This window comes from Terriglobus sp. 2YAB30_2 (assembly GCF_052114765.1).
GTDB lineage: Bacteria > Acidobacteriota > Terriglobia > Terriglobales > Acidobacteriaceae > Terriglobus.
This window is the reverse complement of the sequence record NZ_JBFRFJ010000004.1, coordinates 114,610-136,619: the sequence shown is the minus strand read 5'-3', so window position 1 is coordinate 136,619 and position 22,010 is coordinate 114,610. Positions and strand designations below refer to the sequence as shown.

The window sequence follows — 22,010 nt, the reverse complement described above, 5'->3', positions numbered from 1 at the left end:
CCAGCAACTAGACTTTTCCGCCCGCTTCGCGGATGAGCTGCTGCAGATGACGCAGCACCGTCGATTCACGATCCGGCGACCAGGCCATGACCAGATCGATTGACGCGTTCTTCTGCTTCAGCGGACAGAAGACAAGTCCGGTCTTAGGCAGTTCCTGCAGCGTATTTGCCGCCAGAATCGCAATCCCCTCGCCTGCCTGTACCAGCAGCACGATGGAGCTCCACACATTGGCCGTGTTCACAATCTCAGGCGAAAAGCCCGCCTCGGAGCAGAGCTCGATCATCTTGTCGAAGAGCGATGGCGAGGTTTCACGCACGCACATCACGAAACGCTCATGCGAGAGCGCGCGGATATCGACAACACCCCGCGCCAGGGGATGATTCTTCGGCAGCACCGCATAGAGAAGGTCCTTGCGCAGTACCTCGGACTTCAGGAAGTTGGAATAGGGAACCTCCAGGCGGCGGGTAAACGCAATGTCAATCGTGCCTTCGGCCAATGCCTTCCACTGCAGCGCCGGAATCATCTCATGCAGCGCAATATGCACCCGGGGGTGTGACTGCCGGAAGCGCTGGATCAGCCGCGGAAAGTTCGGCCCCACCCCGCCGGTAAAGAACCCGATGCGGATCTCACCCAGATCACCCGAGGCTGACAGGCGCGCCACCTTGATGGCGGCATCGGCGCCGGAGAGCAGCTTGCGCGCCTCCTTCAGAAATAATTCTCCGGGAGCGGTGAGTACCGTCCGCAGCCGCGAACGGTCAAATAGTTGTACACCGAGCTCCGACTCAAGGTCGGCAATCTGTTCGCTGAGCGCCGACTGCGAGACATACAGACGGCGGGCGGCGCGGGAAAAACCGCCATAATCCGCGACAGCTACGAAGTAGCGCAGATGACGCAGTTCCATACCAGTCATCTTATCGGTTTTTCCGATCAAGCCCTTCGGAACAAAACGTGCGACTCTTAAGGGTGAAGACCAATCATTATTAGTAAGCCGTTTTCTTGCCGCGTGATCGGCTCGACACTCTCCTTGAAGGAAGACGCCGATGTGGATCGTCAAGCTTGCTCTGAATCGTCCTTACACCTTCATTGTGCTGGCGCTGCTGGTTCTGCTGCTCAGCCCGGTGATGATCCTGCGCACGCCGACGGACATCTTCCCGAATATCAATATTCCTGTAATCTCGGTCGCCTGGACCTATACCGGTCTGAATCCTGAAGAGATCGAAGGCCGTCTCACAACGCCCTATGAAAAGGCGTTGACTACTCTGGTCGACAACATTCAGCACGTCGAGTCCACCAGCTATAACGGCGGAGCGGTGGTCAAGATCTTCTTGCAGCCGGGCGCCAGCCTCGACACAGCCAATGCGCAGGTGACCGCAGGCTCGCAGTACCTGTTGCGCCAGCTTCCGGCCGGCATCCTGCCGCCACAGGTCATCAACTTTTCGGCATCGAGCGTACCGATTCTGCAGCTCGGCATCAGCGGCGAGGGCCTGAGCGAACAGGTCCTCAACGATAACTCCACCAATGTCATCCGTACCCAGCTGGTCACCACGCCGGGCGCCGTGGTTCCTTTGCCCTTCGGCGGAAAGCAGCGCCAGATCAACATCGCCATGGATCAGGCGGCGATGCAGTCCAAAGGCATTGCTCCCGGCGAGATGCTCGCGGCTCTCGCGCAGCAGAACGTTGTCACGCCTGCCGGGACCATCAAGATCGGCACCAAGGAGTACGACGTTATTCCTAACGGAGCGCCGCGCTCGATAGAAGAGATTGCAGCCCTGCCCATCAAGCAGGTCAATGGCACCACCATCTACCTGCGCGATATCGCCACGGTCAGCGACGGCTTCCAGGTGCAGAGCAACGTTGTGCGTCAGGACGGCCACCGCGGTGTTCTCATCAGCGTCCTGAAGAGCGGCGATGCCTCCACGCTCGATGTTGTGAGCGGCACCAAGAAGCTGCTGCCCCGTGTGCAGACTCTGGTTCCACCGGAATTGAAGATCACGCCGCTGAGCGATCAGTCGATCTTCGTACGCGGCGCTGTTCAGGGTGTAATCCGTGAGGCCGTAATCGCCGCTGCTCTCACCGGTCTGATGATCCTGCTCTTCCTCGGAAGCTGGCGATCGACTCTGATCATCGCCGTCTCCATCCCGCTCTCGATTCTGACCAGCGTCATTGTCCTTGGCCTTCTGGGCGAGACCATCAACACCATGACCCTTGGTGGTCTGGCACTGGCCGTCGGCATCCTGGTTGACGACGCCACCGTCACCATCGAGAACATCGAGCGCTTCCTCGAAGAGGGACAGGGACTGCACGAGTCTATCCTTGAGGGCGCCGCGCAGATCAGCGTTCCGGCGCTGGTCTCTACCCTCTGCATCTGCATCGTGTTTCTGCCGATGTTCTTCCTCAGCGGCGTCTCGCGGTACCTCTTCGTTCCGCTGGCGGAAGCCGTGGTCTTCGCCATGCTGGCCTCCTATGTTCTGTCGAGAACGCTTGTGCCCACGCTGGCCATGTATCTGCTGAAGGCCAAGAGCCATCACGGACCGGCCGCGACGCGCAATCCTCTGGTTTTGTTTCAGCGCGCCTTCGAACATATCTTCGAGCGCATCCGCACCGCCTATCATGGCCTGCTCGAAACCTTCGTTGCACACCGCAAGATCTTCATCCCCAGCTTCCTGGGCGTGTGTCTGCTGATGTTCCTGCTGATCCCCTTCCTCGGCCAGGACTTCTTCCCCTCGACTGATAGCGGCCAGTTCATCCTGCATGTACGCGCCGCCACTGGAACCCGCATCGAGGATATGGCGCGTTTGACCGACCAGGTGGAAGACCATATCCGCCAGGAGATTCCCCCCAACGAGGTCGGCAATATCCTCGACAACATTGGCCTGCCGTACAGTCAGATCAATACGCAGCACCTGACCAACGGCGCCATCGGCCCCTACGATGGCGACGTGATGGTCTCACTGAAGGAAGATCACCACTCGACCGATCGATACATTGCGCACCTTCGCCGCGATCTGCCGAAGCTCTTCCCGGGCACGACCTTCTACTTCCTGCCCGCCGATATCACGACGCAGATTCTGAACTTCGGTCTGCCCGCACCGATCGATATCCAGTTCGAAGGCAGCGATGTGAAGCAGAGCCACGAACTTGCCTCGCAGTTGATGGAGGAGCTGCGCAAAGACGTACCAGGGCTGACGGATCTGCGCATTCAGCAACCCTTCGACTACCCCACGCTGAAGGTGAACGTCGATCGCACCAAGGCGCTGCAGGGCGGCTATACCTCCACCGATGTCGCCACCAGCCTGCGTAATACGCTGAGCGGCAGCTTCCAGGTGAATCCTCAGTTCTTTCTCAACTGGAAGACCGGCAACCAATACCCGCTGGTCGCCCAGACGCCGCAGTACAACATGGACACGCTGGCGGCGATGCAGAATATCCCGCTGAACCGCGGCTCGCTTGGCAACGCGGCCGGACGTCAGCAGGAGACCTTGAACAACGTGGCCACCATCGAGCGCGGCACCGAGATGGGAACCATGAGCCACTACAACATCCGCCGTGTAATCGACATCTACGGCTCGGTGCAGGGCCGCGACCTCGGCGCTATAAGCCGCGACATCGACCGCATCCTCGACCACCACCGCAAGACACTGCCGCGTGGCACCTACGTCACACTGCGCGGCCAGGTAGAGACGATGAAGACCAGCTACATCGGTCTTCTGGGAGGCTTGGCCTTCTCCATCGTTCTGGTCTACCTGCTCATCGTGGTGAACTTCCAGAGCTGGGTCGATCCGTTCATCATCATCACAGCGTTGCCCGCGGCCCTGGCCGGCATTGTTTTGTTCCTCTTCATCACCGCGACGCGCCTCAGCGTTCCCGCGCTGATGGGCGCCATCATGTGCATGGGCGTGGCCACCGCGAACAGTATTCTTGTCGTCAGCTTTGCCAAGCTGCGCTATGAAGATCACGGCGATGCCATACGCGCCGCCGTAGAGGCAGGCTTCACCCGTTTCCGTCCCGTCATGATGACCGCACTGGCCATGATCATCGGCATGGTGCCCATGGCGCTTGGACTGGGAGATGGCGGCGAGCAGAATGCGCCTCTCGGCCGCGCCGTGATCGGCGGCCTGATGTGCGCCACCGTCGCCACCCTGGTCTTTGTTCCCACCGTCTTCGCGCTGATCCACGGACGCAAGCCGAAGCCGACGAACGTTCCTGTAACTGAGAGCGCGGAAGCGCTGCCGGCGTAACGGAGAAAGAGCTTATGAGCGAGACAACACAGCAGACTGTAACCACACAAACGACGACCAATCGCAAGCCCATGTATATTGCCGTGGGCATGGCCGCTGTTGCTCTAGTGGCCGCTGTCGCCTGGGGCATCCATGATCGCGTTCATGCCGAAAGCGAGCTGAAAGAAGAGACCCGCATCTCCGCCATCCAGACCGTACATGTCGTGCACGCCAGCGGAGCCGGCGGTAAAGACGGTCAGGAACTGATCCTGCCCGGCAATGCACAGGCCTATACCGATACGCCCATCTACGCTCGCACCGGCGGATATCTGCGCAAGTGGTACGCCGATATCGGTCAGCACGTGAAGCAGGGACAGTTGCTCGCGCAGATTGAGACGCCGGAACTGGACCAGCAGCTCCAGGCCGCCGAGGCCGATTTGAAGCAGGCCCAGGCCAACCTGGACCTGGCCAAAACCACCAACGACCGCTGGCAGGCGCTGGTCTCAAAGCGCGCCGTCTCCAAGCAGGAGGCCGATCAGGCGCAGTCGACCCTGGAAGCCCGCCGGTCGTTGATGGCGGCGTCAGAGGCGAATGTCCGCCGCCTGCAGCAGTTGCAGAGCTTTGAGCGCGTTACCGCTCCCTTCGACGGCACCATCACCGCACGTAATACCGATGTCGGCGCCCTGATCACCGCGGCCGGCGGCGGCTCGGGAGCTACCGGAAGCGCACAGGAGCTCTTCCACCTCGCCGCCGTGGGTAAGCTGCGTGTCTATGTCGCTGTCCCGGAGATCTACTCCAGCGAGATTCAGGACGGCATGAAGGTCGAACTGACACAGGACGCCACGCCCGACCAGAAGTTCACCGGCACAGTTGTCCGCAACTCCAACGCCATCGACCAGAGCTCTCGCACCCTGAACGTCGAGGTGGACGTCGATAACCCGCAAGGTAAGCTGATGCCGGGAGCCTACGTCTTCGCTCACTTCCGTCTTGTAGGCAAAGCACACGCGGTGACTCTGCCCTCGAATGCGCTGCTCTTCCGCTCGGAGGGCCTGCGTGTCGGTATCGTGCGTGACAATCACGTCCAACTGGTTCCCATCCGCATTGGCCGCGACTTCGGATCTACCGTGGAAATCACCAGCGGCCTGAATGGCGATGATGCCGTGATCCTGGACCCCTCGGATTCTCTCGAGAACGGCATGGAGGTAAAGGTCGCCCAGACGAAGGGAGCGCAGAAGTGAGTACGAAGAATCTGCTTACCCTTGCCGTCGTTGCCGTATCGCTTGCCGGCTGCCGTGTCGGCCCAAATTACGTAAAGCCCGACGTCCCGACGGCGCCGACCTTCAAGGAAGGCGACACCTGGAAGACCGCTACCCCCAACGACGCCATGGCCCACGGCAAGTGGTGGGAGATGTATGGCGATCCGCAGTTGAATGCCCTGGAAGAACAGATCGACCCTGCCAATCAGACGCTGAAACAGGCTGAGGCCAACTTCCGCGCGTCGCGTGCAGTGATCAAGCTCAACCGCGCCGACATGTCACCGACGCTGAGTGTCGATCCCACGCTGGGTGCAACCCGGGTTACGCCCAACGCTCCCTATCGCGGTAACCTGACCCCGGACAACGGACAGGGCAACTTCATTCTGCCTCTCGATCTGAACTACGAGGTCGACCTGTGGGGCCGCATCCGCCGCAGCATCACCGCTGCGCAGGAGACCACGCAGGCCTTCGCCGCCGACCTTGAAACCGCCCGCCTGAGTCTGCATGCCGAGCTGGCGATCGACTACTTCAACCTGCGCAGCGCCGATGCCCAGAAAAAGTTGCTGGATGAGACGGTCGCCGCCTACAGCGATGCCCTGCAGTTGACCATCGATCGTGCCGACGGCGGCGTCGCTCCGCAGTCTGACGTCGCGCAGGCACGGACACAGTTACAGCAGGCGCTGGTGCAGTCGACCGAAGTAACGATCGCCCGCGCGCAGTTCGAACACGCTATCGCAGTATTGACCGGTAAGCCGCCTGCGCAGCTCACGCTGGTTGCCAATCCTCTTACCGAACAGACACCGGCACTGCCTGGAATCCCGGCTGTACTGCCGTCAGAGCTCCTGGAGCGCCGCCCGGATATTGCCACAGAAGAGCGCCTGATGGCCGCTGCCAACGAACAGATTGGCATCGCCAAATCGGCCTTCTATCCGCGGCTGAACCTCGCCGCCGCTGCCGGTTTCCAGGGCAGCTCCATGCTCAACTGGTTCACCTGGCCCAGCCGCATCTGGGCTGTCAGCCCGCTGATCTCGCAGACCGTCTTCGACGCCGGCCGCCGGCGTGCGCGCACCGACATCGCGATTGCACAGTATGACTCCCACGTCGCCAGCTATCGGCAGTCAGCACTCGATGCCTTCCAGCAGGTGGAAGACAATCTCGTAGCACTGAAGCAGCTTGAGACCGAAGCGCAACAGCAGCGTGATGCGACCTCTTCCGCAGAGGAGGCCCTGGGGCTCTTCCGGACTCGCTATGAAGGCGGTGTGGATACCTACCTGCAGGTCATCACCTCGCAGACGATCGCACTGCAGAACCAGCGCAACGAGATCGACATCCTACGCCGCCGTCTTGATGCCAGCGTTCTGCTGGTGAAAGCCGTCGGTGGTGGATGGAACGTCTCGCAGCTTCCCAAGGTGTAAGCGGGTGCCCCAGGTCCGGGGTCCCCAGCGAAGTTACTTCGCTGGGGTGGTGTCCCTCGGGACCTGGGTGTTCGCGCTCCGCGCGAATGCTTTTTCAGGTAACGTGCCGCCCTAAATCATCATCGAACCGTCTATGCGTTTTTATGCCTTGCTCCTGCTCCTTTGTCTTCCGTGCGCCGTTGCGCAGCAGCAGGAGGCAACGCAGACTCCCACCGCTACTCCCCCTCCTGCGCAGGTAGACGTTACGGTCGAGCAGTACATCCGCAATGGATGGGCGCCGCTGACGCGATCAATTACCGACTGCGCCACCGTGCATGACCCCAAGCTTGCTGGGGCCTCCGTTGTCTATCTTCCCCATGGATATGCCATCCCGTCCGCCGTTGCCGCACTGCGCAGCAAGTGCAATGTCCGTGTCGAACATCTACCGCACGCCATCGCCAAAGAAGGCGACCTGATGCCGTCGGAGCTGAAGACACCGGGGCTGCTCTACCTGCCGCACCGCTACGTCGTGCCCGGTGGCCGCTTCAACGAGATGTACGGATGGGACAGCTACTTCATCTTGCTGGGCCTGCTGAGCGAAGGCCATGAGGCCCTGGCGCGCGGCATGGTGGAGAACTTCTTCTTCGAGATCGAGAACTACGGCGCCATCCTCAACGCGAACCGCACCTACTACCTCACTCGCTCCCAGCCTCCCTTCCTCGCTCGGATGGTCGACGAGGTCTATCGCACCATGAATCGCCGCGATCCCGATGCCGCAAAAGCATGGCTCGAAAAAGCGATGCCCTTCCTCGAAAGCGACCATGCGTTATGGATGAGCGATGCACACAAAGCCGGAGACACCGGACTCGCACGCTACTTCGACCTGGGCAGCGGTCCCGTGCCGGAGATGGAAGATGACAGCACCTACTACGTCGACGTGATCAAGTGGCTGCTGGCCCATCCCGAGGTGAAGACCAACTACCTGACACAGGCTGCCGATGGCCAGGCATGCGCCTCCGGAGCAAGCGCCGTCTGTGCTCACACGGAGTACCAGGGCTGGCGGCTGACACCCTCCTTCTATCGCAGCGACCGCGCCATGCGCGAGTCAGGCTTCGACGTCAGCTTCCGCTTCGGTCCCTTCAGTGGATCGACCGAGAACTATGCCCCTGTTTGCCTGAACGCGCTGCTCTATCGCTATGAGATCGACGTTGCCGGCCTTTATACCAAGCTCGGCGACGATGCCAAGGCAAAGCAATGGACCGATGCCGCCGAAGCGCGTAAGACGGCGATGAACCGTTATCTCTGGGATGTACGGACCGGCACCTTTGCCGACTATGACTTCGTACACCATCGCCGCTCGACCTACCTCTATGCCACGGCAGCCTATCCTCTATGGGCCGGGCTCGCTACACGTACTCAAGCCGCATCCACCATGCGTCAGCTTCGTACGCTTTCGCATGACGGCGGCCTGGCAATGAGCAACACCACCAGCGGCATGCAGTGGGACGCTCCCTTCGGCTGGGCGCCGGTTAACTGGATCGCCGTCGACGGCATGAGCTGCTATGGCTACGGCACAGCCGTGGGACGCATTGCCCACGGCTTCATGCATTCCATCCGCGAGAACTACGAGCGCGACGGGACGCTACGCGAGAAATATAACGTCGTCGATCCGCAGAAGGATGTCGAAGTTGCCGCGGGCTACAAGAGCAACGTCATCGGCTTCGGCTGGACCAATGCCGTGTACCTAAAGATGAACGGCCTGCTCTTCACAGGCCGTTCCAGCGATTGCGCCTCAACCATTCCAGCGCGCGGCGCACAACAATAATTCCCTACACCTGCGAGAACGGCAGCGGATTCAGAATCAGGCTGTCGATATTGGTCACGATCGGCTCGAACGCATATCGCGGATCGGCCGCAAGCTTCTTCCATTCCGGGTGCGACAAAAAGCCTGCCCATCCCTTTTCCAACGCGGCTAGATCCGGGAAGGTGAGCATGTAGGTCAGCGATGGCAGTTGCCGGCCGATGAGAAGATCGCCGTAGAAGACCTGCCCGCAGCCGGACTCCTGGAAGATCTTGAATTCACCGTGATGGAACATCTCCACCTTGCGGATGTGATCGCCATGCGTGGAACTGACATACGTGCGCAGATGGAAGATGCGCTTCTGTTTCGTATCCGGAGGCGTGATGTGCGGCCAGCCATCGAATGCAGCCAGCAGCGAGCTCTCCGCATCGACAAACGGTGAGGCATCTTTTCCGGGCGAGGACCAGAAGGGCTCGGCTGCTTTTAAGAACGCCTCATCTTTGGCCAATAAAAGATCGAGATTGGTCAGCGTAAAGAGGTCCGAGCTCGGGATCAGCAGGTAGTATGTCGGTGTCTCCGGACCGTAGTTCACCGAAAAGGCGCCGATGGTCTTCATGCCCATACGATTCAGTGTGGGAATCAAGGCATCGCGGAAGTACTTCTCCGTCATTGCAGAGCCGGTGCCGCGGCTGAGATGGTACTTGCGCAGTTGATAGTACTCGCGTCCGCCGGAAGGCTGAGCAAGCGCTGTGCCGGCTGATGCAGCCGAAGCAACCGATGCGGTAAGTGCGGATTTCAAAAACGTGCGGCGTTGCATGGGAAGGGACTTGCTCCTTAGGCGTTGAAATCAAGCTCGATGTTTTTGGGTGACGGTCTGTAAGAGGTCTTCCATGCGTACCGGCAGTTCACGCACACGGACCCCGCTTGCATGATAGACCGCCGCGGTAATGGCTGGCGCGACCCCGGCCAGACCAATCTCACCGATGCCGCGTGCGCCGATCTCGCTCATCGCCTTGTCGGGATAGTCGAGGAAAGTGACATCGATCGCCGGAGGGCAGTCCGCCTGGGTCGCGACCAGGTAGTCGGCATAGTTGGCATTCACCGGATGCCCATAGCGCTGGTCGTAGACCGTCTCCTCCAGCAGCCCCATTCCAACCCCCATCACAATGGCGCCCTCCACCTGGTTGGTCGCAGCCTTCAGGTTGATGATCTGCCCGCCGTCGATGACCGTAACCACCCGCGAAACCCGCAGACGCGCAATACCCGGATCCCACTCCACCTCGACAAACTGCGCGCCGAAGCTATGCAGGGAGAGCCCCTTCGCTTTCGGGTCCTGCTGCGATGCAACCGAGGAGCCTTCGCCGATGGCGAACCGTAGATTGGCCGAACTCAGTACATCCTCAAAACTCACTCCGGAGGCGCTGCCGTCTGCCTTCCGATACACGCGGCCCTCAGAAAACCCGAGATCATCAAGCTTCGCTCCTTTGAACGGAGAACGTACGCCGTTTACGGCAATCTGCAACAACTGCTTTGTCGCCGCATTCACGGCATCCTGAATCGCTGGAAACAACGATCCGGTCACGCGCGATCCACCAGAGAGCGGCCCCGGCGGAAGCGAGGTATCTCCCAGTGCCACCTCGATGCGCCCCATGGAGATGCCGGTGATGTGGTGCACCATCTGCGAGAAGACGGTATAGGTGCCTGTGCCGATGTCCTGCGTAGCACAGCCGATACGCACCGATCCGTCGTCACGGAAGGCGAAGTTCGTGGAGGTAGGTATACGTCCCGCTCCCCAGGACGCTCCGGCCATGCCCCAACCCAGAATCGTTCCATCGGGCTTCTTCATCGATCCCACGACAGGATTGCGTTTCGCCCAGCCGAACTTCTCCGCACCCAGCGTCAGACACTCCTTCATATGCCGCGACGAAAACGGGAGGCCATTTGACTCGTCCTTCTCCGGCTCATTCAGCAGGCGAAGCTGCACTGGATCCATCTTCAGCCTGATCGCCAGCTCATCCATCGCGGACTCAAGAGCGAAGAGTCCTGGTACCGCTCCGGGACCGCGCATGGCTGTCGGTGTGCCTACGTTACGGCGGGACATCGAGGAACGGACGCGCAGGTTCGGCGTGCTCCACAGGAATGGTGTCGACTCGCCGCAGTTTTCTCCAACGTTATCGAGGATGGATGTCTCCGACGAGTAGTCATGCTGAATGCAGGTCAGCTTGCCTTCAGCCGTCGCTGCCAGCCGCAGGCGCTGCTGCGTGCGCGGACGATGCCCCACGTTTGTGAACTGTGAATGACGATCCGTGACCAGCTTCACCGGACGCCGCAGATCCCGCGCCGCCGAAGCCGCAAGCAGCGAGTGCTGCCAGACCCAGAGCTTGCCGCCGAAGCCCGATCCCAGAAACTTCATGATGATCTGCACGTTCTCAACCGGGACACCTAATATCTGCGCCATCGCCGCTCGATGATTCACGATCGACTGCGTCGTCTCGTACAGGACGAACTTTCCGTCGTAGTACGTCGCTACCGAGGCATGCAGTTCCATCGGGTTGTGCGTTTCGACCGGCGTGATGTAGGTCGCGTCGACCTTGACGGCCCCTAAGGCGAAGGCCGTATCGACATCGCCACGCTTATTGGCCTCATGCAATGCATCTTCCTGAAGTCCTTCCGAGAGGTCCAGGCGGTTGTCCGGCTTCTCCGCCGCATACATCACCTTCACCGCGCGCGCTGCGGCCCGAGCCTGCTCGATCGTCTCGGCAACAACCACAGCGACGTATTGACCGGAATAGTAAACGTACTCATCCTCAAAGGCCGGCCGGGCCTCATCGACACGCGCGTCGCGCGGTATGGGCCGGTAGAGATGCGGCGCATTGCCGTAGTGATAGATCTTCAACACACCGCGCATCGCCTCAGCCGCGGCGGTATCGATACCCGTGATCTTTCCTTTCGCAATGGTCGCGCAGACCGGCACCGCGTGTAGCAGGCCGGGGAAGTTGTGATCCGACGCGTACTTCGCTGTCCCCGTAGTCTTGTAGGGACCATCGATACGTGGCACCGGAGTGCCGATGGTGGTTGCATTGTCCTTCAACATCGCTCCTCCTTATGCGCCAGTGGCCGTCGTCAAAGCGCGAATCATACAAAGCTTCGCCAGCTCAACCTTGAATGCATTGTCGGTGTGCGGTCTGGCGCCTTTCAGCGCAGCATCCGCCGCGGCGCGAAACACCCGTTCCGTCGGCGCCTGGCCCTCAAGCACATGTTCAGCCTCGGGCATACGCCACGGCCGTGTCCCCACCCCACCCATCGCGACGCGGACATGATGCAGCTTGCCGCCCTGCACCTGCATCACGATGGCGGCTGAGGCCAGAGCAAACTCATACGAAGCCCGGTCGCGCAGCTTGAGGTAGATCTGCTTTGTCTTCTCTGGAAGAGGAGGAAGTGTGACATGTGTGATCAGATCGCCGGGCTCAAGCGCATTCTCGATATGCGGTGTTGTGCCGGGGAGCTTATAGAACTCACCGATCGGAATCGTCCGGTTTCCCTTCGTGCCCTGCACATGAATCACAGCGTCCAGCACCACGAGGGCCACATCCATATCCGAAGCATGTGTGGCGATGCACTGATCGCTCACACCCAGAATGGCGTGGTTGCGGTGATATCCGCCGATAGCGGCGCAACCCGAACCCGGAGTGCGCTTGTTGCACTCCGCAAACGCCAGGTCGCGGAAGTAAGGGCATCGTGTACGTTGCAGCAGATTTCCCGAAGTGGTGGCTTTGTTGCGGAGCTGCGCTGAGGCGCCTGAGAGCAGCGCCTGCGAGAGCACCGGATACTCGGCCACGACCTCAGATGCCTGGGCCAGATCGGAGTTCCGCACCAACGCGCCGATCTTCAACGATCCATCCGGCTGTTTCTCCACCTTCGCCAGGTCCGGAATGCGGTTGATGTCGACCAGATGCTGCGGTGTCTCTACATCGAGCTTCATGTAGTCGATCAGGTTGGTGCCACCCGCGATGAATCGTATCGTGGCTCCCTGTTGTGCCGTCGGTGTTGCAGCAGCAATCTGAATGGCGGCATCGGGAGTGCCGACGCGTGTCAGCTCAAAGTCGATCATGCGTCTACCCCCTGCTGGCTGACGCGGCTGCGCACCATCTGTATCGCCCGCACAATGTTGGGGTAAGCGCCGCAGCGGCAGATATTTCCGGACATCGCCTCGCGGACATCCTTATCAGCCGGTCCCCAGGGCTCCTTCAACATGCCTACCGCTGAGACGATCTGCCCGCTGGTGCAGTAGCCACACTGGTAGCCGTCATGCTCCACAAACGCAGCCTGCATGGGATGCATCTCCTGCGGTGTGCCCAGGCCTTCGATCGTCGTAATCTCGTCTCCCTCATGCATGACCGCAAAGCTCAGGCAGCTATTGATGCGGCGGCCGTTGACCAACACCGTGCAGGCTCCGCACTGCCCGTGATCGCACCCCTTCTTCGTTCCGGTAAGCTGCACGACTTCACGCAGGCAGTCGAGCAGTGTGACGCGTGGCTCAAGCTGCAGTGTCTGGCGCTTGCCGTTGATGCTGAGGTGAACCGCTTGAGTCCCGGCGCGGCGCGCAGATGGAGTCTCGGGCGCGTCCACAACGTTTGCTATCGCAACGGCCGGGGATGTGGCCGCAATTCCTGTGGCGCCAAACCGCGTAAGGAAGGAACGGCGACTAAGGCTGCTATAGGTACCAAATGCCGGCGGCTTCTCTTTCCGGGTTGTCTCCGGTCCTGCGACTTCGGGCTCCCCCGTTTTCGGATTCATACCAAACCTCATTCTGTACAGGTTGCCGTGGAGAGGAAAAGAACCTGCTGACAATACGGCAAAACGCCAAATGACAGTACATCAGAGACGCACGATCCCAGGCCTTGGTTTGCTGCGATGAGCCGCGAAAAAAGCCGCCCCGAACGTGCCGGCGCAAGGAGTCGAGTATTTACGGCCTTATTGGCGTTCCTGGGGAAAGCCGAAGGCGTAAATCGTGTTGCCGGCGGTAGCGAGATAGATCATGCCGCTGGCAATACCGCTGGTGGTAACGGGCGAGTCGATCGCCGTGCCGCTGTTCCAGAGAGCTTGGCCGGATTTGCGTCATACGCATAAAGCACCGCCGACGTTCCTTGGCGCGAGCTGCAAGGTCGGCACTGCCGCGCTGCTCGCCGGTCCGCAATGAAAACGCAGCAGCACGACCCTCCCGGGATACCCCCGACAGGGAAAATGCTCTAAGCTCCGTTTCTCTCAGCTTGCCTGGCGTTCGTGATGAACGCCTGCAGTTTCTCAGGATCCTTCTTCCCCGGTGCACTCTCCACGCCGCTGGCCACATCCACGCCCCACGGACGCAGAGTCCGGATGGCCTCGGCCACATTCTCCGGCCTGAGACCTCCCGCGAGGATGATAGGCATTCCCCGCCGCGCGATCTCAAAACTCGCCCGCGCCAGATTCCAGTCGAAGGCCGTCCCTGTACCTCCGCTGGCGGAAGCAGTCTTCGCATCGACCAGCAGCCGGGCGGCTAACCCATCTTCCGCGATGCGACGCGTACTCGCCTCAAAGGCCTCAGCCTGTTCCAGTCCGGCGGTCACCTGCCAGTGCAGCGTCTGCAGAATCGTGACCGGCGTGCTCAGTTCCTTGCGCAGTCCCAGGATCAGCTCCGGCGTGTACTCTCCGTGCAACTGCACCGCTGTCAGGCCAGCGTACTCCACCGCCGCGCGAATCGCGGCCAAGTCAAGCTCGGCGAAGATACCGACCTTCTCGATCGATTCCGGGAGCTCCTGCACGATCGGCGCCACCTGCTGCGGCGTCACCCGTCGTGAACTCGCAGCAGCGAAGACAAACCCAAGCGCATCCGCTCCCAGCTCTACGGCGAGCTTCGCGTCCTCGAGGTTCGTATTGGCGCAGATCTTTACCCACATGACGGCTTATCCGATCAGCTCACGCAGCATAGCGCCCGGCGATGGCTGACGCATCAGTGTCTCACCGATGAGGAAGGCATCGAAGCCTGCCACACGCAGATTTTCGACATCCTGTCGCGAAGCAATACCACTCTCCGCAACCCGCACTACACCTTCCGGAAGCTGCGATGCCAGCTCCACGGCGCGTTCGATGGAGACATCGAAGGTCTTCAGGTTACGGCTATTCACGCCGACGCACTCGCAGTCCAGGTCCAGAGCACGATCCAGCTCCTCCTGGTCGTGCACTTCACACAACACATCCAGACCATAGGTGCGCGCGGTATCGCGCAGCACCCGCAGATCTTCATCCCCGAGCGCCGCCATGATCAGCAGAATGGCGTCCGCACCGGCGGCACGGGCTTCCAACACCTGGAAGGGCTCGACCATAAAGTCCTTGCGCAGGCAGGGAATCTTCACTGTGGCCGAGACACGGCGCAGATTCTCAAGACCTCCCTGAAAGAAGACCTCATCGGTCAGCACCGAGAGACAGGCCGCGCCTGCCGCCTCGAGCTCCGTGCCCAGAGCCACCGGTTCAAACTCTGCACGGATCAGCCCCTTGGAGGGCGACGCTTTCTTCAGCTCCGCAATCACAGCAGGTCCGGTCTTCGCGCGCTCACGCAATGCGCGGGCAAAGCCTCGCGGCATATGTGCCGCCGCGGCTCCTTCCAGAGCAGCAAACTCGGCGGCTGCCTTGCGGGCAGAGACTTCTACGCGGGTATTGGCCAGAATACGTTCCAGATGAGTCGACATGCCTGTCCCCATTGTAGATACACTGGTGCCAGCATGAATTTCCGTCGCCTTTCGCTGTTGCTCGCCCTTACTGTTGGTGTCTTTTCCGTCTCTGCCCGTGCCCAGTTGGGCGTCTATGGCACTGTGAATGTGCAGCAGGTAAGTGTCAGCGGAAAGAATGTTGCTCCAGTCGGTGGTGGTGGCGGCGTCTATTACGACTTCAAACAGATCGGCCGCATCAAGCTTGGCGCCGACGTCCGCGGCAGCGTTGTCAGCAGCAAGCAAGGCAACGACAATGGCTTCAACGGCGTGGGCACCCGCATTCATACCGCCCTCGGCGGCGTGCGTGCCAGCACTACGCTTCCCGTGAACTGGATCAAGCCCTATCTGCAGGGTTCAGTCGGCTGGGGTGGCAGCAACTTCGGAGCTTCGCAGAATATCAGCGGTGGTGTCGCCTACGAGGCCTTTGCCGGCGTCGACCTGAAGGTCGCTCCCATTATGGATGTCCGCCTGGCCGAGTTCGGGATCGGCTCCATTCATGCGAATAACAGCAATCACGAGTTGAAGACCATCAGCTTCGGCGTCGTTCTCCATCTGCCGTAATAGAGCATTTCTCCTAATACGGTAGCCTTGGAAAATCTGCGAATGCCGTTTTCTTCGCGGAAAACGGCGCAAACAGCGAAACTCCGCTCTACACCATCAGGAGAAATGCTCCTAGCTTCGGACTTAAACAGAAAACCCGGCCAATGGCCGGGTTTCAATCTTTATGGTGCCGAAGAGAGGACTCGAACCTCCACACCCTTGCGAGTACATGGACCTGAACCATGCGCGTCTGCCAATTCCGCCACTTCGGCACGGGACAACCACAACAGCGCGTCGTGGCCTTGCAGAAACACTAGTGTTTCAAACCTTTGCGGCCATGTCAAACCAACACGGATTCGCCTTGAACCAACATAAGCTTGCCCTTCGCTTCCCCGGCCTGTATCTTTTGTGAAACATCGCGGCCCCTGGAGCGTCAGAAGGAAGCATGAACGACCCGAAACAGGAACAGGTCATCCCGGAGGATCTCGCTCTTGAGATCCGTAAACTCGCCCATGATCTCTCGAATGCCCTTGAGATCATCGTGCAGACCAGCTACCTGCTCTCTACCGCCGAGCTGAAGCCGCCCGCCTCGGACTGGCTGGGCATGATGGACTCCGGTGTGCAGAAGGCGCTGGACCTGAACCTGCAGCTCCGCAACTACATCAAGACCCACAGCCCCAAATAACGAGGTCTACTTCGCTACTTTCGTCGCAGCGAATGAGCTCTCCGGGTACCACTCCGGCCTGCCCTTGGCATCGGCAACCCGCGTCGCCAGTTGCGCCAGCAGGCTGGTGAACTGGGCAGCACCGACCTTATCCACCGGCTGATTCAAATCGTCGGACGGACGGTGATAGCGCACCGCCACCCAGGTATTGAAGGTCTTCTCTTCTGGTGAATCTGGGGTCCAGCCAAACTTGAAGGCCAGTGCTGGAATCCCCTGCTTCACAAAGTTCACCTGGTCCGAGCGGATAAACCGGTTCTCATCTGGCTGCTTATCGAACTGCGGCTCCACGTCATTCAATTGGCATACGGCACGAGCGTCGTTCCCTAGAGTCGACTCACCCAGACCCTGAATCTCCAGATAGCGCAGTGGGAACAACGGCAGATACATATCCATGTTCAGATCGGCGATGATCGCCGATTTCGGCACCGTCGGCCTGGTCGCAAAGTACTGTGATCCCAGCTCGCCCATCTCCTCGGCTGCGAGCGCCACAAACAGGATCGACCGCTTCGGATGTGTCTCCGCCGCAAGCAGCTTCGCCGTCTCGATCAGCGAAGCCACACCGGAGGCATTGTCCATCGCTCCGTTGTAGAGGCTGTCGCCATCCACAGGGCGCCCAATCCCCATGTGATCCAGATGCGCGCTGATGACCAGGTACTCCTTCTTCAGCTTCGGATCAGACCCCTCCAGCAGGCCAACGACGTTCGGCGCATGAAGATGCTCCGCGGTCTTGACGGCGGTCGTTACATGCAGCGTACCCGGAAAAGCGAAGTGCACTAAAGGCTTGCCTGCGTCGCCCGCTGCCTTAATGTCGGCGAAGCTATGCCCGGCAGTGGCGAAGAGCTTCTCCGCCCCCTTCTCCGTAAGTGCGGCATAGACCTTCAGGCCGGGCAGGCTTTCCAGCGCAGGATCGGCATACAACATGACCGGCGGTGGCGCGTTGCGATTCCCCGCTGCGGGGTTCGGCGGAGCTCCCGGACGCGGCGGCGTAAACAGCACCATGCCGATCGCTCCCGCCGCATGCAGCGCCTTCCAGCGCTCCCCGGCAATACGGGAATAGGCACGCTGCGGACCCAGCAAATTCGCCGGAGCACCGCCGTAGATCACCACTACCTTGCCCTTCAGATCTTCGCCGGCAATATCATCCACATGCTTCTTCGGCAGGGACAAGCCGTAACCCAGAAAGACCATCGGCGCATCCAGCGTTCCGGCCCCATCGACATGGGCGTTCAACTGCAGCTCCGCGGGTAGCTCGTACCGGACGTTATCCACAGCGAAGCTCGATTTTTCCACGTCGATGGATGTGGGCACCAGTTCAATATCCTGCCCGTATCCATTGGTTCCCGCGGGCTTCAGGCCTATCTGCTTGAACTGAGTTTCCACGTATTCCACAGCCTTGAAGTATCCCGGCGAACCGGCACGGCGGCCCTCCAGTTTGTCATCGGCAAGGTACTGTACGTGCGACCACCAGGCGTTTGCCGCCGGGGTCCAGTCTTTTGTCTGGGCATGAAGAACTGAGGTCAGGACAAGCGCAGAAGCAAGCAGCGAAATACGCGGCACGGCAGCTCCGGAATAAGGGATATGGCGAGTATGGCATGAGAGAGCATTTTCCCTCTGGGTGTGGAGCAGGGTTTCCACATCTATGGGCGTTTTCCGCAATGAAAACGCCGCTGAACAACCCTTTGGGGATAACCCAGCAAAGGGAAAACGCTCCGGGAATCCGAAGAGTAATCACGGCGTAACGAGAATCCTCATTCGCTTCGAGTAGAGTGACTTTACTCGGGCTCGCTATACCGCGATCTTTACCGCGAGATTCATTGTGAACAATCAAATATCTACCAGGCTTCATGGCCTGGACACCCTTCGTGCGCTTGCCGTACTGGTCGTCGTGCTCTATCACCTGACCATCTTTGGCGAATTGCCTATACGCCTCCTCCCCGTCACTTACCACGGCTGGATGGGCGTCGACCTATTCTTCGTCCTGAGTGGCTTTCTGATCGGCCGGCAGGTGCTGAAACCCTTGGCCAGCGGGCAAAAATTCTCCATCGCGGACTTTTACCGGCGCCGCGCCTATCGCATTCTGCCGGCGTATCTCACGGTTCTGGCTCTCTACGTCTTTGTGCCCGGCTGGCGAGACTTTCCGCGCATTATGCCGGTATGGCAGTTCCTCACCTTCACCATGAACTTCGGCTTCACCTTTGCTCGGCGCGGCTTCTCGCACGCCTGGTCGCTCTGCGTAGAAGAGCACTTCTACCTGCTGCTACCGTTGCTGGTCGTCTGGCTCATGCGACGCCCCTCAGCGCGTAAGACCGCGGCTGTGATCGCCGGGGTATTTCTCTTTGGAATTGCGCTGCGATGGTTCCTGATCAAGCGCTTCCCCGATGAGGTCTGGACCAGCATCTATTACCCCAGCTACACGCGTCTCGATGGCCTTCTGACCGGTGTCGCTCTGGCTGTCGTGCGCACCTTCCGGCCGGGATGGTGGCATCACTGGATGCAGCACGGACATGCACTCTTTCTCACCGGCTCCGCCTGTGTCACCTGCGTCGTCTGGATGTTCCGTAACCGGGATCTTGGCAATGCAACCGGACCGGCGATGTGGGGTGTCGTCCTCGGCTTCCCTCTTCTCGCCATTGGCCTTGGACTTATCACTGCATCAGCCGTCAGCGAGAACGGTCTGCTTTCCCGGATACGCATTCCCGGCGCGGAAACACTCGCAACCCTGGCCTTCGCCCTCTATCTCACCCACAAGCCGATCGGCCATCTGGTCATGGTGCACTTCCCCTCCATCACCCAATCAAAAGGTCCGGCCTCATGGCTGCTCTATACCGTCGCCTGCCTGGGTGCCGCCTCGCTGCTGCACCTCGCTGTCGAACAACCATTCATGCGCCTGCGCGACCGGCATCTTCGCCGCATAGCACCTGTAGCAGTAGAGGAAGAAAGAACCGTCGCATCCTGATCGTCCCATCAGCGGGGCGATGACTTCAGGTCTCCCACTGACGCCAGACCCCGGGGGCGGTATGCCAGGCGGATGAAGTTGTGAACGAGTGGGTCCAGTGCATCACCTTTGCGCGGATCGACTTTACGCCAGGCGAGGCCGATCTTCCATTTCGCTTCTTCCAATCCTGTATCCAGCAAGCGAACATTCGGCACGTGCATCAGATTCGCCGATCGTGGCACCAGACTTACACCCACGCCACCGCGCACCAGATTCAGAACCGTAAACAATTCGTTGACCTCCTGCACGATGCGGGGACTGAAGCCCGCGGCACGGCAGGTTCGCGCCACATGATCGACAAAGCTGGAAGAGACACTGCGCGAAATCACCACAAAAGGCTCATTGCGCAGACTGGCCAAGCCCTTTCGGTAAGGCATGCCACGCGGAATGGCCGCGACCAGTCTCTCTTCGAGCACAGGTACGGTCTCCAGATCAGGATGTTCGACAGGCAGACGTACAAAACCAACATCGATATCGCCCTGCTCCAAAGCACTGATCTGGTTTGGTGTCGACATATCCGCCATCGACACCTGCACCGCCGGAAAATGCTGACGGAATCGCGTCAGAATATCCGGCAGACCCGCGGCCAGCGAGGCGATACCGAAGCCGATGCGCAACAAACCTGCCTTGCCATGTACAGCGAGACGCGTGATCTCTTCCGCCATCTCCGCTTCGCGCAACAGACCCTGTGCTCGCTCACGCAGGATCTCTCCTGCCGGTGTAAGCGACACACGGCGATATCCACGCACCAGCAACGGTCCACCGACTTTAGATTCCAGCTTTTGAATCTGTTTGGTCAGCGCGGGCTGGGTGACATGCAATGCCTCTGCCGCCTCACCGAAGTGAAGATGCTGCGCCAGCACCAGAAACGAGCGCAATTCTGGGAGCTCGAGTGCCATTCCTGTACGTTATCAGAATTGCTCCTACGATCTATTGGACAGAATCGATGCGATCCCGGAGCCTAGTAGTAGGTGACTTGCATGGTGCATCCAGACAACGCGTTCAACCGTACCGGAATTAAACGGGCGAGGTGGGCGCTCGCCATGCTCTTTGTGGTGGATGGAGTCGGTTTCGGAACCTGGGCATCGCACGTACCTGTCTTCCAGCAACTGCTTCACCTCGAGAATGGATCGCTCACCTTCGTTCTGGTCAGCCTCATCATCGGCGCCATCATCACGATGCCCATCACCGGGCACCTCATTGAACATTACGGCAGCCGCCGGGTGGTCCGGGTAACAACCGTCCTCTATGTACTGATGGTCGCGCTTCTGGCGCAGGCCTCCAACCTGTTCTTCCTGATCCTGTTCGCCGGTATGTATGGAGCCGCAAAAGGAGCATTGGATGTCGCCGTCAATGCACAGGCGGTTACCGTAGAGAAACAATACGGCCAGCCGATCATGAGTTTCTTTCAGGGCTGCTGGAGCGCCGGTGGATTGTTTGGTGCAGGCGCTGCAAGTCTGATGCTTCAGCGCGGTGGTACTGCCCGAATCGATCTCTCGCTCACCGCGGGCGTACTCGCTCTCTGCGGTCTGTGGGCAATGCCGTTGCTTGTCTCGGAAACCGAACGCGAAACAGGAAAACCGCGCAAGCCTGCGAAGTTCATGTGGCCCGATGCCGTCCTGTTGCGCCTTGCTGTCCTTGCCTTCTTTGGCCTGATGGCCGAGGGGGCGATCGGTGACTGGGCATCGGTATATCTGCACTCCAATGTGGGCGTGACACTCTCGCTCGCTGCCGCGGGTTACGCTGCCTATGCCATCGCCATGGCGGCCGGAAGGTTCTCCGGTGACTGGCTGGCACAGCGCGTCAGCAGCAAGCACATCCTGCATGGCAGCGGCTTTCTGATTGCTTTAGGTATGGCCTGTGCTCTTCTCATACCCTCGTGGTGGCCGGCGGTCGGCGGCTTGATGCTTACCGGAATCGGAATTGCAAATATTGTGCCTATCATCTGGGGTGCGGCCGGACGCGATACACGCATGGGAGCCGGTCCCGCGATCTCGACGGTTACAACCATCGGCTACTGCGGTTTCCTCATGGGGCCTCCGGTCATCGGCTCGCTCTCCGTGGTCGTTGGCTTGCGCGCGGCAATGGCCGTTATTGCAATCGCCGGCCTTATTGTTGCCGTCGGGCCAGTATTGTTTCCAATAGAAGCCACCTCGCGAGAAGAAGAGAGACAAGTCATCGGCGCTTGATCTCTTCCACCAGCGAATCAGCACGCGGACTGCGGATTTGTTTTCACCGGATACCAATCGGGATTCTGGTAAGCTGTTACTACGATTTTTGACGAAAGGAAAGAACCATGGAGACCACTAATATCCCCAGCGATCCCAGGACACCGGC

At 59.9% G+C, this 22,010-nt stretch carries 18 protein-coding genes and 1 tRNA gene; 9 read left to right on the top strand and 10 right to left on the bottom strand.

All coding sequences use genetic code 11. The features are described 5' to 3' along the window. Positions 1-7: 7 nt before the first annotated feature. A complete protein-coding gene (locus AB4Y89_RS08250; protein ID WP_442300439.1) occupies positions 8-910 on the bottom strand; it encodes a LysR family transcriptional regulator in 903 nt (300 codons plus the stop codon). Between the two features lie 130 nt (positions 911-1,040). On the opposite strand from AB4Y89_RS08250, the gene AB4Y89_RS08245 reads away from it, so the two are divergent. The 4 genes from AB4Y89_RS08245 to AB4Y89_RS08230 all read left to right on the top strand — a co-directional run bounded on the left by AB4Y89_RS08245 (position 1,041) and on the right by AB4Y89_RS08230 (position 8,692). Next, complete coding sequence (locus AB4Y89_RS08245) at positions 1,041-4,238, top strand: efflux RND transporter permease subunit (protein ID WP_442300438.1); 3,198 nt, start codon at positions 1,041-1,043, stop codon at positions 4,236-4,238. A 14-nt stretch (positions 4,239-4,252) separates the two neighbouring features. Then, positions 4,253-5,455, top strand: a complete 1,203-nt coding sequence (locus AB4Y89_RS08240) for an efflux RND transporter periplasmic adaptor subunit (RefSeq protein ID WP_442300437.1) — start codon at positions 4,253-4,255, stop codon at positions 5,453-5,455. After that, the gene (locus AB4Y89_RS08235) at positions 5,452-6,888 is read left to right on the top strand and encodes an efflux transporter outer membrane subunit (protein ID WP_442300436.1); all 1,437 of its coding nucleotides are present in this window, start codon (positions 5,452-5,454) and stop codon (positions 6,886-6,888) included. Before AB4Y89_RS08240 ends, AB4Y89_RS08235 begins: the two co-directional genes overlap by 4 nt. 133 nt (positions 6,889-7,021) lie before the next feature. Beyond that, on the top strand, positions 7,022-8,692 hold the full coding sequence (locus AB4Y89_RS08230; protein WP_442300435.1) for a trehalase family glycosidase: 1,671 nt from the start codon (positions 7,022-7,024) through the stop codon (positions 8,690-8,692). 4 nt (positions 8,693-8,696) lie between these two features. Here AB4Y89_RS08230 and AB4Y89_RS08225 read toward each other — a convergent pair whose 3' ends face one another. From AB4Y89_RS08225 to AB4Y89_RS08210, 4 genes are read right to left on the bottom strand one after another with little or no spacing between them, the layout of a single operon-like run. Continuing rightward, positions 8,697-9,485 (bottom strand): NIPSNAP family protein, encoded by a 789-nt coding sequence (locus AB4Y89_RS08225; RefSeq protein ID WP_442300434.1) that lies wholly within the window; start codon positions 9,483-9,485, stop codon positions 8,697-8,699. A gap of 30 nt (positions 9,486-9,515) precedes the next feature. After that, the gene (locus AB4Y89_RS08220; protein WP_442300433.1) at positions 9,516-11,762 is read right to left on the bottom strand and encodes a xanthine dehydrogenase family protein molybdopterin-binding subunit; all 2,247 of its coding nucleotides are present in this window, start codon (positions 11,760-11,762) and stop codon (positions 9,516-9,518) included. 9 nt (positions 11,763-11,771) lie between these two features. Beyond that, complete coding sequence (locus AB4Y89_RS08215) at positions 11,772-12,779, bottom strand: FAD binding domain-containing protein (protein WP_442300432.1); 1,008 nt, start codon at positions 12,777-12,779, stop codon at positions 11,772-11,774. Then, positions 12,776-13,465 carry a 2Fe-2S iron-sulfur cluster-binding protein gene (locus AB4Y89_RS08210; protein WP_442300431.1) on the bottom strand — a complete coding sequence of 230 codons (690 nt, stop codon included), beginning with the start codon at positions 13,463-13,465 and terminating at the stop codon, positions 12,776-12,778. The genes AB4Y89_RS08215 and AB4Y89_RS08210 overlap by 4 nt, the downstream gene beginning before the upstream one ends. 241 nt (positions 13,466-13,706) lie before the next feature. On the opposite strand from AB4Y89_RS08210, the gene AB4Y89_RS08205 reads away from it, so the two are divergent. After that, positions 13,707-13,868, top strand: a complete 162-nt coding sequence (locus AB4Y89_RS08205; RefSeq protein WP_442300430.1) for a hypothetical protein — start codon at positions 13,707-13,709, stop codon at positions 13,866-13,868. A 49-nt stretch (positions 13,869-13,917) separates the two neighbouring features. Here AB4Y89_RS08205 and AB4Y89_RS08200 read toward each other — a convergent pair whose 3' ends face one another. Then, positions 13,918-14,604, bottom strand: a complete 687-nt coding sequence (locus AB4Y89_RS08200) for a phosphoribosylanthranilate isomerase (RefSeq protein ID WP_442300429.1) — start codon at positions 14,602-14,604, stop codon at positions 13,918-13,920. Between the two features lie 6 nt (positions 14,605-14,610). Beyond that, positions 14,611-15,393 carry an indole-3-glycerol phosphate synthase TrpC gene (trpC, locus tag AB4Y89_RS08195; RefSeq protein WP_442300428.1) on the bottom strand — a complete coding sequence of 261 codons (783 nt, stop codon included), beginning with the start codon at positions 15,391-15,393 and terminating at the stop codon, positions 14,611-14,613. Between the two features lie 33 nt (positions 15,394-15,426). Here trpC and AB4Y89_RS08190 point away from each other — a divergent pair, with 33 nt between their 5' ends. Further along, positions 15,427-15,975, top strand: coding sequence for an outer membrane beta-barrel protein (locus AB4Y89_RS08190; RefSeq protein ID WP_442300427.1), 549 nt, complete (start codon positions 15,427-15,429; stop codon positions 15,973-15,975). 164 nt (positions 15,976-16,139) lie between these two features. Here AB4Y89_RS08190 and AB4Y89_RS08185 read toward each other — a convergent pair. Further along, a tRNA-Leu gene (locus AB4Y89_RS08185) sits at positions 16,140-16,226 on the bottom strand. Positions 16,227-16,399: 173 nt separating this feature from the next. On the opposite strand from AB4Y89_RS08185, the gene AB4Y89_RS08180 reads away from it, so the two are divergent. Next, a complete protein-coding gene (locus tag AB4Y89_RS08180; protein WP_147645933.1) occupies positions 16,400-16,639 on the top strand; it encodes a hypothetical protein in 240 nt (79 codons plus the stop codon). A 6-nt stretch (positions 16,640-16,645) separates the two neighbouring features. On the opposite strand, the gene AB4Y89_RS08175 is transcribed toward AB4Y89_RS08180, so the two are convergent. Continuing rightward, positions 16,646-18,235: a M28 family peptidase gene (locus AB4Y89_RS08175; RefSeq protein ID WP_442300426.1), complete on the bottom strand. Its 1,590-nt coding sequence runs from the start codon at positions 18,233-18,235 to the stop codon at positions 16,646-16,648. Positions 18,236-18,494: 259 nt separating this feature from the next. Here AB4Y89_RS08175 and AB4Y89_RS08170 point away from each other — a divergent pair, with 259 nt between their 5' ends. Beyond that, positions 18,495-19,634: an acyltransferase family protein gene (locus tag AB4Y89_RS08170; protein WP_442300425.1), complete on the top strand. Its 1,140-nt coding sequence runs from the start codon at positions 18,495-18,497 to the stop codon at positions 19,632-19,634. An 8-nt stretch (positions 19,635-19,642) separates the two neighbouring features. Here AB4Y89_RS08170 and AB4Y89_RS08165 read toward each other — a convergent pair whose 3' ends face one another. Further along, the gene (locus AB4Y89_RS08165; RefSeq protein WP_442300424.1) at positions 19,643-20,572 is read right to left on the bottom strand and encodes a LysR family transcriptional regulator; all 930 of its coding nucleotides are present in this window, start codon (positions 20,570-20,572) and stop codon (positions 19,643-19,645) included. Positions 20,573-20,653: 81 nt separating this feature from the next. Between AB4Y89_RS08165 and AB4Y89_RS08160 the strand changes: the two genes are divergently transcribed. Further along, a complete protein-coding gene (locus AB4Y89_RS08160) occupies positions 20,654-21,862 on the top strand; it encodes an MFS transporter (RefSeq protein ID WP_442300423.1) in 1,209 nt (402 codons plus the stop codon). Positions 21,863-22,010 lie beyond the last annotated feature (148 nt).

Coding starts and splice junctions, on each gene's coding strand:
- AB4Y89_RS08250 (WP_442300439.1), bottom strand. CDS start 910: ATGACTGGTATGGAACTGCGTCATCTGCGCTACTTCGTAGCTGTCGCG.
- AB4Y89_RS08245 (WP_442300438.1), top strand. CDS start 1,041: ATGTGGATCGTCAAGCTTGCTCTGAATCGTCCTTACACCTTCATTGTG.
- AB4Y89_RS08240 (WP_442300437.1), top strand. CDS start 4,253: ATGAGCGAGACAACACAGCAGACTGTAACCACACAAACGACGACCAAT.
- AB4Y89_RS08230 (WP_442300435.1), top strand. CDS start 7,022: ATGCGTTTTTATGCCTTGCTCCTGCTCCTTTGTCTTCCGTGCGCCGTT.
- AB4Y89_RS08225 (WP_442300434.1), bottom strand. CDS start 9,485: ATGCAACGCCGCACGTTTTTGAAATCCGCACTTACCGCATCGGTTGCT.
- AB4Y89_RS08220 (WP_442300433.1), bottom strand. CDS start 11,762: ATGTTGAAGGACAATGCAACCACCATCGGCACTCCGGTGCCACGTATC.
- AB4Y89_RS08215 (WP_442300432.1), bottom strand. CDS start 12,779: ATGATCGACTTTGAGCTGACACGCGTCGGCACTCCCGATGCCGCCATT.
- AB4Y89_RS08210 (WP_442300431.1), bottom strand. CDS start 13,465: ATGAATCCGAAAACGGGGGAGCCCGAAGTCGCAGGACCGGAGACAACC.
- AB4Y89_RS08205 (WP_442300430.1), top strand. CDS start 13,707: ATGCCGCTGGCAATACCGCTGGTGGTAACGGGCGAGTCGATCGCCGTG.
- AB4Y89_RS08200 (WP_442300429.1), bottom strand. CDS start 14,604: ATGTGGGTAAAGATCTGCGCCAATACGAACCTCGAGGACGCGAAGCTC.
- trpC (WP_442300428.1), bottom strand. CDS start 15,393: ATGTCGACTCATCTGGAACGTATTCTGGCCAATACCCGCGTAGAAGTC.
- AB4Y89_RS08190 (WP_442300427.1), top strand. CDS start 15,427: ATGAATTTCCGTCGCCTTTCGCTGTTGCTCGCCCTTACTGTTGGTGTC.
- AB4Y89_RS08180 (WP_147645933.1), top strand. CDS start 16,400: ATGAACGACCCGAAACAGGAACAGGTCATCCCGGAGGATCTCGCTCTT.
- AB4Y89_RS08165 (WP_442300424.1), bottom strand. CDS start 20,572: ATGGCACTCGAGCTCCCAGAATTGCGCTCGTTTCTGGTGCTGGCGCAG.
- AB4Y89_RS08160 (WP_442300423.1), top strand. CDS start 20,654: ATGGTGCATCCAGACAACGCGTTCAACCGTACCGGAATTAAACGGGCG.